13 protein-coding genes are annotated in these 14,954 nt (G+C 62.4%); 4 read left to right on the top strand and 9 right to left on the bottom strand.

Going from position 1 to position 14,954, the window contains the following annotated elements; genetic code table 11:
- Positions 1–182: 182 nt before the first annotated feature.
- Genes GHN92_RS18345 through GHN92_RS18330 form a run of 4 tightly spaced genes read right to left on the bottom strand, consistent with a single transcriptional unit; the run spans position 183 to position 5,770 of the window.
- A complete protein-coding gene (locus GHN92_RS18345; protein ID WP_095001507.1) occupies positions 183–1,694 on the bottom strand; it encodes a PLP-dependent aminotransferase family protein in 1,512 nt (503 codons plus the stop codon).
- Between the two features lie 14 nt (positions 1,695–1,708).
- A complete protein-coding gene (locus GHN92_RS18340; RefSeq protein WP_095020355.1) occupies positions 1,709–3,103 on the bottom strand; it encodes an efflux transporter outer membrane subunit in 1,395 nt (464 codons plus the stop codon).
- 2 nt (positions 3,104–3,105) lie between these two features.
- Positions 3,106–4,695, bottom strand: coding sequence for an MDR family MFS transporter (locus GHN92_RS18335; RefSeq protein WP_095001505.1), 1,590 nt, complete (start codon positions 4,693–4,695; stop codon positions 3,106–3,108).
- Positions 4,688–5,770, bottom strand: coding sequence for an HlyD family secretion protein (locus GHN92_RS18330; protein WP_095024031.1), 1,083 nt, complete (start codon positions 5,768–5,770; stop codon positions 4,688–4,690). The genes GHN92_RS18335 and GHN92_RS18330 overlap by 8 nt, the downstream gene beginning before the upstream one ends.
- A 107-nt stretch (positions 5,771–5,877) precedes the next feature.
- Here GHN92_RS18330 and GHN92_RS18325 point away from each other — a divergent pair, with 107 nt between their 5' ends.
- Positions 5,878–6,573 (top strand): CerR family C-terminal domain-containing protein, encoded by a 696-nt coding sequence (locus GHN92_RS18325; protein ID WP_095001503.1) that lies wholly within the window; start codon positions 5,878–5,880, stop codon positions 6,571–6,573.
- Positions 6,574–6,657: 84 nt separating this feature from the next.
- On the opposite strand, the gene GHN92_RS18320 is transcribed toward GHN92_RS18325, so the two are convergent.
- Genes GHN92_RS18320 through tauA form a run of 3 tightly spaced genes read right to left on the bottom strand, consistent with a single transcriptional unit; the run spans position 6,658 to position 9,405 of the window.
- Positions 6,658–7,527 (bottom strand): ABC transporter permease subunit, encoded by an 870-nt coding sequence (locus tag GHN92_RS18320; protein WP_095018315.1) that lies wholly within the window; start codon positions 7,525–7,527, stop codon positions 6,658–6,660.
- Positions 7,527–8,363 (bottom strand): taurine ABC transporter ATP-binding protein, encoded by an 837-nt coding sequence (locus GHN92_RS18315; RefSeq protein WP_095001501.1) that lies wholly within the window; start codon positions 8,361–8,363, stop codon positions 7,527–7,529. The genes GHN92_RS18320 and GHN92_RS18315 overlap by 1 nt, the downstream gene beginning before the upstream one ends.
- A 43-nt stretch (positions 8,364–8,406) precedes the next feature.
- The gene (gene tauA, locus GHN92_RS18310) at positions 8,407–9,405 is read right to left on the bottom strand and encodes a taurine ABC transporter substrate-binding protein (protein WP_153380737.1); all 999 of its coding nucleotides are present in this window, start codon (positions 9,403–9,405) and stop codon (positions 8,407–8,409) included.
- Positions 9,406–9,589: 184 nt separating this feature from the next.
- Here tauA and GHN92_RS18305 point away from each other — a divergent pair, with 184 nt between their 5' ends.
- Positions 9,590–11,104, top strand: coding sequence for a PLP-dependent aminotransferase family protein (locus tag GHN92_RS18305; RefSeq protein ID WP_133144801.1), 1,515 nt, complete (start codon positions 9,590–9,592; stop codon positions 11,102–11,104).
- A 21-nt stretch (positions 11,105–11,125) separates the two neighbouring features.
- On the opposite strand, the gene GHN92_RS18300 is transcribed toward GHN92_RS18305, so the two are convergent.
- Positions 11,126–12,436, bottom strand: a complete 1,311-nt coding sequence (locus GHN92_RS18300; RefSeq protein WP_095020358.1) for an aminotransferase class III-fold pyridoxal phosphate-dependent enzyme — start codon at positions 12,434–12,436, stop codon at positions 11,126–11,128.
- Positions 12,437–12,627: 191 nt separating this feature from the next.
- Here GHN92_RS18300 and GHN92_RS18295 point away from each other — a divergent pair, with 191 nt between their 5' ends.
- Positions 12,628–13,365: a sulfite exporter TauE/SafE family protein gene (locus tag GHN92_RS18295; protein ID WP_095018319.1), complete on the top strand. Its 738-nt coding sequence runs from the start codon at positions 12,628–12,630 to the stop codon at positions 13,363–13,365.
- Positions 13,366–13,385: 20 nt separating this feature from the next.
- Positions 13,386–14,144, top strand: coding sequence for an SDR family oxidoreductase (locus GHN92_RS18290; RefSeq protein WP_095024028.1), 759 nt, complete (start codon positions 13,386–13,388; stop codon positions 14,142–14,144).
- On the opposite strand, the gene GHN92_RS18285 is transcribed toward GHN92_RS18290, so the two are convergent.
- A complete protein-coding gene (locus GHN92_RS18285; RefSeq protein WP_133144802.1) occupies positions 14,080–14,922 on the bottom strand; it encodes a hypothetical protein in 843 nt (280 codons plus the stop codon). The two genes, GHN92_RS18290 and GHN92_RS18285, sit on opposite strands and share 65 nt — an antisense overlap.
- Positions 14,923–14,954: the final 32 nt, after the last annotated feature.

The raw sequence follows: 14,954 nt of genomic DNA, 5'->3' as shown, positions 1-14,954 counted from the left end.
GCACCGTGTTGCCTGCATCGCGAGCAAGCCCGCTCCCACAGGGAGAGATGGCCCTGGGGTTGTGGGAGCCGGGCTTGGCCGCGATGGGAGCACTGCGGTTTGCCAGATGCAGCGCGTTGCCTGCATCGCGGGCAAGCCCGCTCCCACAGGGGCAACGCAGGCGCTGTTGTGGGGCAAATGGCTCAGCCGCGCACAACTGCAGGTCGTTTCGCGTGGGCGTTGATCACCAGTCCCAGCTCGCGAATGCCGGGGGCAATCAGCTCCTGGGCGATGGAGCCAAAGCCCAGGCGCAGGCAAGGCCGGGGCAGGGTGTCGGGCTCGACGCAAAACGCACTGCTCGGGTCAAACAGCACGCCCTTGGCCAACCCTGCGTAGTACAAGCTCAGCAAGTCGTGCTCGCCGGCCAGCTTGAGCCATAGCGTGGCGCCGCCGCTGGGCATGACAAACTCCGCATCCGGCAGCACTTCACGCAATGCGGTGGCCATCGCCCCGGCCCGCAGTTGCAGTTTTTCCCGGGCCTGTTGCAGCAACCGATCGTAGTGGCCTTGTTGAATAAACAGCGCGGCGGTGATCTGGTTGTTGCCCGGGATCTGGCGGATCATCAGCCGTTGCAGCTGGCGCAGTTGCTCGATCACCGGTGCCGGGGCAACGATGTAACCGATGCCCAGCCCCGGGGACAGCAACTTTGACAAACTGCTGAGGTAGATCACTCGCTCCGCCGGGTCGGTGGCCTTGAGCGCTGGCAGGGCGCGGCCGTCGTATTCGGTCTCGGGGTCATCATCGTCTTCGAAGATCACCTGATCGTGCATCTGCGCATGTTCAAGCAAGGCCTGGCGCCGGCCCAGGCTCATGGTCACACCGGTCGGGCACTGGTAGCCGGGTGTGCAATACAGATAGTCGCAGGCTGCCAGTGCCGGGGATATCTGCAATCCGTGTTCGTCGATGGGCAGCGAGACCATGTGCGCGCCATCGTGGGCAAAGGCATTGCGCGGATCGCGAAAGCCCGGTTCCTCGACCCCGACTACGCTGCCGGGGCGGGCAAACAGGCGCGCGAGCAGGTAAAAACTCTGCTGGCGGCCCAGGGTCAACAACACTTGATCATGGGTGGCGGCAATTCCGCGGCGCGGCAACACGCGGCGGATCAGTTGATCGATCAGCTGGCTGGCGCCGACGTTCTCGCCTTCCTGCCACCAACGATCCACGGCCTTCAATTCCAGTGCCTGACGGCTGCACTGGCGCCACTGGGTGAGCGGGAATTGCCGGGGATCGAACTGGCCGTAGATAAAGGGGTAGCGCACTTCGCGCCAGGTGGGTGGGCGGTCCATAAACGCCAGCGGGTTGCGCGCCAGGTGCATGCGCGAGGCCCAGTCAGGTGGTTGCGCAGCCTGTTCGGGCAGAGGCCGGGTGGTCTGTGTCGGAGTGATGGCGCCGCATACAAAAAAACCGTCACGGGGCCGCGAATCGACATAACCCTCGGCTACCAGGCGTTCGTAGACCAGTACTGCGGTATTGCGCGAAACCCCGGTCAGCATGGCCAGATCACGGCTCGATGGCAGCCGTGTACCGCCAGGTAAGCGCCCGTCGAGCATGGCCGTGACAAACGCGGTGCACAGCTGCACCTGCAGCGGCTCATCGTGCCTGCGCACTTTGGGCAGCAGCTGGCGCCACATCAAATCATGCTGGCTGGAGCGCATGGTCTATCCGGAAATCAGGTCGGGGAGCGCCACCCTAACCCAAGACTCTTTTGCAGGGCTATGTAGTCCTTGATCAACTGACCGTCACTGTGAACCCGGTCCTGTTCGGCGCGGTAGCGGGTGCGTTCGGCGTCCAGCCAGTCGAGCACGCTGCTGGTACCGGCGCGGTATCGCTGTTCGGTGAGGGTGGATGCGCGTACGGCGCTGGTTTCGACCCGGCCCAGGGTGCCCCTGCGCTGGCGTTCGTTACCGTAGCGGGCCAGTGCCACATCGGCATCGCGCAGGGCACCGAGCACGCTGCTGCGGTACCTGGCCAGGGCCTCGTCGCGTCCGGCTTCGGCCTGTTTGACCTGGGCCTGCACGCGGCCAAAGTCCAGCCAGTTCCACTGCAGATAGGGGACACCCAGGGCGCTGAGGTTGTCCTTGCGCAACAGATGGCCCGGCGCGCTGGCGCTGAAACTCAGGGAGCCGAACAGGCTGACCCTGGGAAATGCCGCCGCCTTGTGTTCTCCGATCTGCGCGGTGCTGGAAGCCAGCCGGCGTTCTGCAGCGCGGATGTCGGGGCGCTGTTGCAGCAACTGCGCCGGGTCACCGATATTGACCATGGCGGGCAGTGCCGGCAGCGCGGCTTCGGTGCCCAAACGGGTGTCCAGGGCGCCGGGCTCGAGACCGCTGAGCAAGGCCAGTTCGTCGAGGGATTCAATCACTTCCAGCTCCAGGGCGATGGACGCGGCACGGGTGGTTTCGACCTGGGTGGCGATGCGTTCACGGTCCAGTTCCGAGGCGGTTCCCTGGGCCAGGCGCTGCCCGGTAAAGTCCAGCAACTGGCGCTCAAGCTGTTCGGACTGGCGGGCGATGCGCAGCCGCTGTTGCTGGTCGCGCAGGCCGATATAGGCCTGGCCCACTTCAGCGGCCAGTTGCACATGGGCGTCGGCCAGATCCGCCTGTACGGCATCGGCTTCGGCACTGGCTGCTTCTACCGCGCGGCGGCTGGCGCCGAAAATATCCAGCTCCCAGCTGGCATCGAAACCGCTCAGGTACAGGTGGGTGGCGTCGGTCTGGCTGTCACCCGAGCCGGTGTAAAGCGCCGCTGCCGTGGCCGAGCTTTTGGGCATCTGGTTGCTGCGTTTTTCCGCCAGTCCGGCGCGGGCCTGGCGTAACCGCGCGGCGGCCGCTTGCAGATCGGGGCTGTGGCCCAGTGCACTGTCGATCAACTGGTTGAGCACCGGGTCATTGAGGTCGCGCCACCATTCGGCAACCTGTGGTGTTTGCGCCTGGGTGCCAACCACCTGACGGGTAAAGTCCCTGTCTTGCAGGTGGCTGTCGGGTGCCGCGTGATAGTCCGGGCCCAAGGTGCAGCCCACCAGCAACAACGGACCCAACAGGCTCAAGGGTTTGCAAGCGATCATGGTCAGTGTCCTGTGTTCAATGGCGTACCGGCAGGCGGTTTTTTTAGAAAGAGGGCGAGGGGCAGACACAAAAGCAAGGCGATGCCGAGCACGTAGAAGGTTTCGCTGTAGGTCATCACTTGCGCCTGAACCTGGATCTGCCCGGCCAGTTGACCCAGTGCCTGGAGCTGGGCATGGGCGAGATCGCCGTGCTCAGCGAAAAAGCCCTGGGCGGACGCTGCAAGCTGAGTGTGAGCTTCGACCGACTGTACGCTTACGGCATCGCGCAAGGTGGCGTCATGGAAGCTGCTGCGCCGCTCGATAAACGTCCCCAGCAGCGCCAGCCCCACCGAGCCGCCGAGGTTGCGCGCCATGTTGTAGATACCCGCAGCCTCACCCGCCTCGTGGGCCGGCACGCAGCTCATGGAGGCCTGATTGAGCGGCATCATCGCCATTACCTGGCCCAGGCCCAGCAGCAGTTGGGTGCGAGTGAAATTCTCGCCCACGCTGTCGGCGGTCAGCCCCATGGCCAACAGGCAACTGCTGGCCAGGCAACCGAGGCCAAGCATGACCATGATGCGGGTATCCACGCGGCCAAGCAGGCGTGGCAAAACAGGCATCATCAAAAACGCCGGCAAACCCGACATCAGCATCACCGCTCCGGATTGCTGAGCATTGAAACCGGCAATATTGCTCAGAAATTGCGGCAGTACAAAAGCCACGCAATACAGTCCGCAGCCCACCACAAATACAATCGCGATCACGCTGGCAAAGCGCGGATTGAGCAGGAGTTTCAGACGCACAATCGGCGTCTTCGACAGCCTCTGGGCAATCAGCAGCAAGGCGATCCCGGACACCGCCAGCAGGCTCAGGCCGATGATGTGCGAAGACTCGAACCAGCGCTCGCGATTGCCTTCTTCGAGTACCACGGTCATGGCGCTAAGGCCCACGGTCAGGCCGATAATCCCCAGCCAGTCGGCCTTGATAAACGCTTGCCAGTTGCTCGGGCTTTTTTTCAGACCCTGACTGAGCATCACCAGCAGCAAGGCGCACACCGGAATGTTCAGAAAGAAACACCAGCGCCAGCTGAAATTTTCGGTCAGGGTGCCGCCCAATACCGGGCCCAGCAGTGGCCCGAGCAGTACGATCAGGCCGAACATTGTCATGCCGATGGGCATTTGATGGCGCGGTAAGCGGGTGGCCACCAACACCTGCGCCGTGGGAATCATGGCCCCCCCGGCAAAGCCCTGGCCGAGCCGGCCAATGACCATCTGCGGCAAGGTTTCGCTAATGCCGCACAGGATCGAAAACAGACTGAACAGAATCGCGTTGCCGATCAGGAAATTGCGCAGCCCGAACACCCGTGTCAACCAGGCGGTTAACGGGATCATGACAATTTCAGCCATCAGGTAGCCGGTCGAGATCCATGTGCCTTCGGTGCCAGAGGCGCCAATCTGGCCCTGAATCTGAGGCAGGGCGGCGTTGGTGATGGAGATGTCCAGCGTGGCCATCAACGCGCCCAATGCGCCAGCAAAGACCACAATCCAGTCGCTGGTACTGGCATTTGCCCGGGGCGGTTGCAGCGCTGCGGATGCAGCAACAGCACTAGCCACGATGGGTGTCGACGTCGACAGTGGCCGACAGCCCCGGCATCCACTCAATGCCTTTATCGGCAGAGGGGTTCAGGCGAATGCGCACCGGCACCCGCTGTACGATCTTGGTGAAGTTGCCGGTGGCGTTGTTGGACGGCAGCAGGGCGAACTGTGAGCCGGTACCGGGCGACAGGCTTTCAACCACACCCTCAAATTTTATCCCCGGCCAGGCATCGATATGCACCGCCACGGTCTGGCCGGGGTGCATGCGCTCGATCTGGGTTTCCTTGAAGTTGGCGGTCAGGTAGACCTCATCGAGGGGCACTATGGTCATCAGGCGCGTTCCGGGTTGCAGGTATTGGCCCACCCGCACCGAGCGGCTGCCGACGCGGCCGGCCAGGGAGCTGTAAACCACGGTGTCCTGTTCATCAAGCTTGCTTTGGCGGGTGCTGGCCTGGGCGCTGGCCAGTTGTGCACGGGCTTGTTCAATGGCAGCGCGCTGGGTGTGCAATTGGCGCTGGGCAACGTTCAGTGCCGCCGCCTGGGCAGCCCGCCTTGCGCTGGCCTGACGCAGGGCGTTGCGCAGCTCGGCCATGCGCTCCTGCGTCTCGGCGCCACTTTCGGCCAGGGGCGCGTAGCGTTTGACCTGTGCGGCGGCGTACTGCTCGTTGGCGCTTTCACCTTCCAGCTGCGCCTGCACCTGGGCAATGGACGCGCCGTGCTGCTCAAGCTCGGCTTCGCCCCGGGCAATATCGGCCTCGGCTGCGCGAATGGCCGCTTCGGATTTTTCCCGCGCCGCCTGATAAGTCCGCACATCGAGGCGCACCAGCGGCTGGCCGACGCTGACGGTCTGGTTGTCGCTGACATACACCTCGCTCACCGTACCTGCGATCTTGGCGGCTACGCTCAGGCTGTCGGCCTGCAGGTAGGCGTCGTTGGTGCTTTCGATAAAACGCCCCACATTCCACCAGTGTGCACCCCATATGGCAGCACCCAGCAGCGCGCCCAGGCCGAGAGCCCCCAGCGCCAGGGTTTTACCAGGCTGGCGTTTGGGCCTGATCTTGATCGATGGGTCTAGGGCCTGATGTGCGGTCATGGTGCTCTCAATTGTTATCGGTTGTAACAATTATTACGATCGGTAAAATTATGTCAATCGATATAAATTCAGGCACACTCCCGTCTTCATCGATCAAGGAGAAGCCCATGACCACGATTCACCGGCGCCGACCTGCCAGCGAAGGCGGCTATACGTGTGGGGATGAAACCAGTGCGCGGATTATCGAAGCGGCCCTCAACCTGTTTGGCGAGCGTGGCTACGAGGGCGCTTCGACCCGCGATATCGCCGAATTGGCGGGGGTTAATGCACCGGCGCTCAATTACTACTTCAAGAACAAGGAAGGGGTGTATAGCGCCTGCACCGAGTACATGGTGGAGCGGATCTGGGATTACCTGGCGCCGACCATCGAAGCGGCCCAGGCGCTGCTGGGCACGCGGCCGGACACCGAACAGCTGATCGACACCTTCTGCGCCATCCAGAGCAAGATTGCCGAATTCATGCTGGTGTCCAACCGGACCAACAGCTGGCGCAAGTTCTATGCGCGGGAGCAGGCGGGGCTGGGCCCCAGCGCCGGTGAAGAAATGATCAGCCAGCGTATAGGCCAGCGCATTATCGGCGTGACCAGCGGAATCATTTCGCGGCTGATGGGCCCGGATGCCAGTGATGAAGAATGCATCCTGCGCTCCATGACCCTGACCGGGCAGTTACTGCCGTTTCACCTGACCCGCACCAGCTCGCTGAAGTCACTGGGCTGGGACACACTGACGGCCGAGCGTTACGCCATGCTGATGGGCATTGTGCGCGAGCAGACCGTGACCCTGTTGCGCGGGTTGGTGCGCTAAGACCTGCGACTGTGGGAGCGAGCCTGCTCGCGAACGCCCTTCGCGAGCAGGCTCGCTCCCACTGGGCCGGCTACGGGTTTTCATTTATCCCCGGCCCTTCCAAGGCACCAGTTTGCGCTCCAGCCAGCGCATGCCCAGATCGAACAGCAGGGCCAGCGCTCCGATCACCAGAATGCCCATGATCACCACATCAGTGGCCATGAACTTGGACGCCGTCAGCACCATAAAGCCCAGCCCGGCCGTGGCCGCGACCATTTCGGCGGCCACCAGGGTGGTCCAGCCAAAGCCGATGGCGATGCGCATGCCGGTCAGAATTTCCGGCAGGGCTGCCGGCATGATCACCTGCCTGAGCACTTGCCCGCGGCTGGCGCCCATCGAATAGGCCGCGTGGATCTGCTCAATGGCCACCGACTTGACCCCGGCCCGGGCACTGAGTGCCAGCGGGGCAAACATCGCCAGGTAGATCAGAAGGATTTTTGAGCCTTCACCGATACCCATCCAGATCACCACCAACGGCAGATAGGCCAGCGGCGGCAGCGGGCGGTAAAACTCCACCAGCGGGTCGAACACGCCTCGGGCCACCCGATTGACGCCCATCAAAATACCCACCGGGATTGCCGTCAGCACCGCCAGCGCAAACGCGCCAAACACCCGCAGGGCACTCCAGCCGATATGTGTCCACAAGCTGGCATCGGCAAATCCGTCGCGGCTGACATCCACGATCTGCGTCCATACCGCCTGGGGCGAGGGCAAAAACAGCGGCTTGATCCAACCGCCATTGGTGGCGAAAAACCACAAGGCGAACACGACACAAATCGTGCCCAGGCTCAGCCCCATACTGGAGCCGTTGCCCGGTGCGCCATATTGCTCGCCCGGCTTTGCCGGCGCGGCGCGGCGCAGTTCATGGAGGGTGCGCAGCACGGCATTGCGTTGTTTTTCGTCCAAAAGGCTCATTACGCTGCCTCCTCGTCACCGTGGATGATGCTCAGGATCTGCTCGCGCAGGGCGATGAAATCGGGACTGGATTTTACGGCGCGAGCGTCGCGGCACTTCAGAAAGCGCTGGCCGAAATCCACCGAAAACTCGTGGGTGATACGCCCCGGGCGTGGCGACATGATGATCAGTCGGGTGGCCATAAACAGCGCTTCTTCAACGTCATGGGTGATAAAAAACATCATCTTTTGCGTGCGCTGCCAGATCTCCAGGATCAGTTCCTGCAAGCGTTCGCGGGTCAGGGCGTCCAGTGCGCCGAGGGGCTCGTCGAGCAGCAGCATCTTCGGGTCATTGGTCAGTGCGCGGGCAATCCCGACACGTTGCTGCATGCCGCCCGACAGCTGATAAGTGGCGTGATCGCGAAACTCCGCCAACCCGGTCAACTGCAAAAAATGCAGGGCACGTTCTTCGCGTTCGACCTTGGGGATACCGCGCAACTTGAGACCGAAGGCCACGTTGTCGATCACATTCAGCCACGGCAGCAGCGCATGTTTCTGGAACACCACACCGCGTTCTGCGCCGGGGCCGGTGACCTGGTCACGCAGCTCGGCGCCGTCGATGCGCTCGGGCACCTGGCCGTGATAGTCGCCCAGGGTAATTACCCCGCTGCTGGGCTGGATAAACCCGGCCATCAGGTTGAGCAGTGTGGTCTTGCCGCACCCTGAAGCACCCAGGGCGACGACAAAATCACCGGCGGCAATGTCCAGATTGACCCCGGACAGAGCCCTTACCGGCTGACCCTTTTGCTGCCCGGGGTAGAGCACCGACACATCATGAATTTTTAGGCTGAGGGGCATGGCGTGTTCCTCGTCAATTAACTTGATGCCCTGTGGGAGCGGGTTATTGGGCGTTTTGCACAAACGTCGGGTTGATCGCCGCGCTGTAGTCAGGCAGCAAGGCCGGGATTTTCTTTTGAGCTTTCAAGAACTCGGCGGTGGCGGCCAGTGCCTTGGCAGCGCCACCGCCCAGCCACGTCGGGCCGGCCTGTTCGCTGGCCAGCGGGAACTGGTACAGCGCCAGCACCGGTGGTACTTCTTCAGGTTTGGCCCCGGACTGCTTGGCCACGTTGATGACCTGCGACGAGCCGGCGGTCCAGGATTTTGGCGCCTTGACGTAACCCGCGGTGCTGTCTTGCAGCACCTGGGTGAACGCCTGCATGCCGGGGGCGTTGGCGGCAGCGAATTGTTTATCTACCACCAGGCCGTCGAAGGTGGCCTTGCCCCAGTCGGTCAGTTGGCCCGAAGTCAACAGCACATGGCCGCTTTGCTTGAGACGGCCCAGGGCCGGATCCCAGATAAACGCCGCGTCGATATCACCGCGCTCCCAGGCTGCGGGGATATCCGAAGGTTGCAGGTTGATAACCTTGACCTTGCCGGTCAGGCCGAACTGCTCAAGGGCAAACAACGCGTGAAAGTGGGTGGTGGAGACAAAGGGTACGGCGAGGGTTTTGCCGGCCAGGTCCTGTGGCGCGACGATACCGCTGCCATTGCGTACCACCAGCGCCTCGGCATCGGCAATGTTGTCCAGAATCCAGAACAATTGCGCATCCACACCGCGGCTCACGGCGGCGGCAATCGGGCTGCTGCCGGCGACCCCGATCTGCACATCGCCCGAGGCCATGGCCATCATCACGTCGCCGCCGCTGTCGAAGTTGCGCCACTGGATATCCCAGCCGGTGGCTTGCTCGAACTGCTTTTGCGCGATGGCGTCTTTCCAGGGCGCAAACATGCTTTGCACGCCGATGGTCACGGTCTGAGCGTGGGCAGTGGCTACCAGGCTCAGAGCGGTAAGGGGCAACAAGACGGTGCGACGGATCCATTTGTTCAGGGGCTTGAGCATGGTGAGACTCCGGGCTGGGGGATGTCTGTGTTTTTGTCAGCCCGATCTTAGGCGCTGGCTCGGCGCTTGCTTTAGATCCAGTTGCTGCAAGCTGTGGTGCCAGAGGTCGTTGCAGGCCTTGTGTGGCAAGGGTTGTAGCGCATTGGGTGCGCCATGACGGGGCGCCGGGCCAGGAGCTTGAACCATGTTGGAGCGTTATTTTCGACCCTTCGAAGCTGGCCGGGGCTTACAGGAGCAACTGCGCGAGAGCTTGCTCAGCGCGATTCTGGACGGTGCCATGCCGCCCGGTGAGCCGATGCCGTCATCGCGCAAGCTATGTGAGCTGCTCAACGTGTCGCGTAATACTGTGGTGCTGGTGTATGAGCAGTTGGTGCAGGATGGTTATCTGATCCCATCGGACCGGCGCGGTTTCTTTATCAACGAGAAGTACCTGCGCCAGCAGCTCAATGTCAGCCTCAAACCCGCCACGCAAAAAATCTTCGAGCGCCCCGACCATGCACCGGACTGGGAGGCGCGCCTGCAAAGCAGTTCGTCGCAGTTGCGGGCCATTGTCAAGCCGCGCAACTGGCGTGAGTATCGCTACCCGTTCGTCTATGGTCAGGTCGAGGCGGATGAGCAAACCGCTGCCCGCTGGCGCGACTGTTCGCGCATCGCCAGCACCGGCGCACATATGCGCAGTTGGGTCGATGATCAAGTGATGCTCGACGATCCGTTGTTGGTCGAACAGATCGTCCAGCGTGTGTTGCCCAAACGCGGGATCAGCGTGTCGACGCAGGAAGTGATGATCACCATCGGCACGCAGAATTCGCTGTATATGCTCGCCCGGCTGCTGGGCCGCCCGGGGCTGGTGATGGGGCTGGAGGATCCGGGCTATGTGGACGCGCGCAATATTTTCAGCCTGAGTGGCTGCGCGTTGAAACCGCTGCGCATTGATCGCCAGGGGCTGGTGGTCAATGAGCAACTGGCCGACTGCGAGATGGTGTTTTGCACGCCCAGCCATCAGTCGCCCACTGGCGTGACCATGCCGCTGTACCGACGCCTGGAGCTGATGGCCAGTGCCCGTGAAAATGACTTGTTGATCATTGAGGACGATTACGAAAACGAACAGAATTTTTTGGGCAGCAACCATCCGGCTTTGAAGAGTTTTGATGACAGCGGACGGGTGATCTATCTGGGCAGCTTGACCAAAAGCCTGCTGCCGGGGGTACGGTTGGGATTTATTGCCGCGGATGCCGAGCTGATCCATGAACTGCGGGCGCTGCGCCGTTACATCTACCGGCATCCGCCGTCGAACAACCAGCGTACGTTGGCGCTGTTTTTATCGATGGGCCATTACGATGCCCATGCCCGGCGGTTGCGCGATCGGCTGGCGCGCAAGTGGCGGGTGATCAGCCGGGCCATGGCCGAGCATTTGCCGCAACTCAATGCCAGCGGCATGGCGGGGGGCTCGTCGCTGTGGGTCAGTTGCCCGCCGGATGTGGATGCCTGGGTGTTGCAGCGGCTGGTGGCCAGGCGTGGTGTGTTGATTGAGCCGGGGGATATTCATTATTTGAGCGAGCCGCGCCCGCTCAACTGCTTTCGGCTGGGCTTCGGGGCGATTGCCGAAGATCTGATCGAGCCGGGGATTGCGGCGCTGGGTGAAGCGTGGCGCGAGCTGAAAGCCCCTCACCCCAGCCCTCTCCCAGAGGGAGAGGGCTAGGGTGAGGGACTTGCTTTAGCCTTACAAAATCTCCCGCCCCAACGTCTCTCTCAACACTTCAAACATCGCATCCAAATCCGCCCGCCCAGTCACCAGCGCCGGGGCAAAGATGATCGCATCCCCGGTCGTTTTAACATGCAGCCCGGCGTCATACAGCGCCCTCTGCACCCGCGCACCTTTGGCTCCCGGCGCATCCCCCGGCGTCAGCTGTATTCCGCTGAGCAACCCATAACCGCGCAAGTCGCTGACTTGTGGCAGGCCTTGCAACCCGCTCAGGCACTCCAGAAAATACGGCGCCAGTTGCGCGCCCTTGGCAAACAAATCCTCATCCCGGTAAATATCCAGCGAAGCTAGCGCTGCCGCACAGGCCACCGGGTGCCCGGAGTAGGTATAACCGTGGAACAGTTCCGGGCCGCCACCTTTGCTGGCATTGATCACTGTGTCGTAAACCGCCTCGTCCACCGCCACGGCACCCATCGGGATTGCGCCATTGGTCAGGGCCTTGGCCAGGGTGATGAGGTCCGGCTTCACCTCAAAGCTCTGTGCTGCAAACGCCTGGCCGGTGCGGCCAAAACCTGTGATGACTTCATCGAACACCAGCAAAATCCCATGTTTGTCACAGATGTCGCGCAGGCGCTTGAGGTAGCCCACAGGCGGCACATACACGCCGATGGAACCGGCAATCGGCTCCACAAAGCAGGCAGCAATGCTGTCGCCGCCATGCATGGCGATGATCCGCTCCAGGTCGCTGGCCAAGTCGGCGCCCTGCTGCGGTTCGCCCAACTGAAAGCGCTGGTCCTCTTGCCAGGTGTGACGCATATGGCTGACGTGGGGCAGGCCGCCGGTGGCGAAGGCCTGGCGGTTGCGCATCATCCCCGACAGGGCCACGCCGCCAAAGTTGACGCCGTGATAAGCCCACTCGCGGGACACAAACCGGGTGCGCTGGGCTTCGCCGCGGGCACGGTGATAGGCCAGGGCAATTTTCATCGCGCTGTCCACCGACTCGGAGCCGGAGTTGGTGAAAAACAGTTTGTTCAGGCCAGCAGGCAACAAGTCGCTCAAGCGTTCCGCCAGCTCGAAAGACAACGGCGAAGCCCGTTGAAAGTGCGGGGTGAAATCCAGGTTCAGCAATTGCTTGCACACCGCCTCGGCGATCTCGGTACGGCCATGGCCGGCAGCGCTGCAAAACAACCCGGAGCTGCCATCGAGCAGTTCGCGGCCCTCGGCATTCCAGTAACGAACGCCCTCGGCGCGGACGAACAACTGCGGTGCGCGGTGAAACTCACGGTTGTCGGTAAAAGGCATCCATTGGTGGTTCAGATTCGTCGCCATGCATGTCACTCCTGAGGGTCGGTCCGGTGCGGCCAGTTGCTCGCAGACTAGTCACGGCCGGGGGCAATCCTTAGATCCAGATGGGGTTTTCGATAGGGCCAGTTCTGGCCCCATCGAAAGCCCCGACTGGATCTAAGCCCCGGGGCGCGCGGCTGACTACAGTGGCGCCATTGAGCACCCTGGAGCAGCGTATGAACCCTGAAGCAAGTTGGGCCCTGAGTGCGCTGTGCGTACTGGTGGCGGCTGTGGTGCGCGGGCTCACGGGGTTTGGTTTTGCGGCCATTGCCGTGGTCGGGCTGGCGATGCTCGGGTCGCTGCAACAGGCGGTGCCGCTGGTGCTGTTTTTGGAAGTGGGGTCCAGCGTGATGCTGTTGCGCAGTGCCTGGCGCGAGGCGCATTACCCGCTGCTCAAACGCCTGCTGCTGGCGGCCGCGTGTGGAGTGCCGTGCGGTATCTGGTTGCTGACGGGTATCGACAGCGGTGGGCTGACAGTGGGGGTCTACCTGTTGGTGGGGCTACTGGCGATTCTGGGTCTGGCGCGTATTCGCCTGCCGATGGGCGAGGGTCGCGCCGGTGCCTGGCTGGTGGGGGGCAGCAGCGGGGCGTTGATCGCCGCATTCAGTATTGGCGGGCCGCTGGTAGTGGCGTGGCTCAGCCACTGCGGGTTGCGGGCCCGGGCGTTGCGAGCGACGCTGATCATGTTCTTTTTTGCCGTCGATCTTGCGGCGCTGGCCGGGCTGGCGGTGGCTTTGGCCATCCCCCCCGGCACAGGCCGGCAGGCATTGCTGATGCTGCCTGCGCTGCTGCTGGGGCTGTGGCTGGGGCAACAATTGTTCGCGCGTATCCAGGCCGAACAGGCCGCCCGTTTTACCCAATGGCTATTGCTGGTGCTGGCAGGCGTTGGTCTGCTGGGCCGGTCGTGGTCCTGATCGATCCCAAGGAGCTGTCTATGATGCCGACTGTTTTTATTACCGGTGCCACGTCCGGTTTTGGCGAAGCCTGTGCCCGTCGTTTTGCTGCCGCAGGCTGGTCGCTGGTGCTTACCGGTCGCCGGGCCGAGCGCCTGCATGCACTGGCTGACGAGCTGTGTGCGCAAGCCAGAATCTTGCCGCTGGTGGTGGACGTGCGTGACCGTGTCGCGATGGAGCAGGCCATTGAACATCTGCCTGCGGAATTCAGCAGGTTACGCGGGCTGATCAATAATGCCGGGCTGGCCTTGGGCACCGCGCCAGCCCCCGAGTGCTCGCTGGATGACTGGGAGACCATGGTCGACACCAATATCAAGGGCCTGCTGTACAGCACGCGCTTGCTGCTGCCACGGTTGATCGCTCACGGTGCCGGGGCAGGCATCGTCAATCTGGGGTCTATTGCCGGTAACTGGCCGTACCCTGGCAGTCATGTGTATGGCGCGAGCAAAGCCTTTGTGCGGCAGTTCTCATTGAACCTGCGCTGTGACCTGCAGGGTACCGGCGTGCGCGTCACCAACCTTGAACCTGGCCTGTGCGAGAGCGAGTTTTCGCTGGTGCGCTTTGCCGGGGACAAGGCCAAATATGATTCGGTCTACGCCGGCGCCCAGGCGATTCAGCCAGCGGACATAGCCGAAACGATTTTCTGGATTCTCAACCAGCCGGCGCACATCAATATCAACAGCCTTGAGTTGATGCCTGTGAGCCAGTCGTGGAACAACTTTGCGATTGAGCGGGCTTGAGCCCGGCTTTCCAGGGCGTGTACTCGACGCGATAAAACGCGCTGCTCATGCCCTGGGTGTTGGGCACAAAGCCCGGCATGGCGCTCAAGTCCAGTTGCTTGCAGCGCTGAACCAGTCCTGCAAGTAACCCATCGTCATGCCTGAACTCAGAAGGGCGCATGGCGTGCGGATCAAGGCTGGCGGCACATTCGCGCACCTGGCCGGTGCTGTCAGTCATCATCATCAGCGTGGCGACACCAATGCTGTCGATGGGCATCGGCGCGAGCAGTTGCTTGAACAAAAAGTCGTTTTGCGCCTTGTCCTGCAAGGCCGCATCGCGCCGTGCCCGGGTCTCGGGGGAAAGCCCAACCAATGGATACACCAGAATTGGCGCCACGACCCTTGCCGTCTTGCTCTTGGGGTCGATCAGTGACGAGGGCAGCTCGGGGAACACCGCTGTCCAGCAGATAGACCGCAGGTCCAGGGCCAGCTTGCGATTGTAGGGGTAAACCCTGGCATCCACTTTCTTGTTGGGTTGAGTGCCGCAGCCAATGATGCGGTTCTTGTCATCGAGGGTCAGCATCAGATTGAAACTGCCATCGCGCCCTTGGGTATTAGCCAGGTCGCCCTCACGGGCGAGCACACTGCTGATCAGTTTTTCATACACACCGCGTTGTACCGCCTGCTCCTTTTCCTGGGCTTGGGTGAGCTTGGGCGGGCTATCGGGGTCAATGGTCGCTGACTGGCAACCTGCAAGCAGCACCGCTGTCAGGGCGAGGGGGAAAGAGGGTTTGAACATGACGATCCTTGTGCGAGAGGCTAGCCGGTGGA

The sequence above is a fragment of the Pseudomonas sp. FSL R10-2964 genome, assembly GCF_009600035.1.
Lineage (GTDB): Bacteria > Pseudomonadota > Gammaproteobacteria > Pseudomonadales > Pseudomonadaceae > Aquipseudomonas > Aquipseudomonas bubulae.
This window is presented reverse-complemented; position numbering and strand designations above follow the sequence as displayed.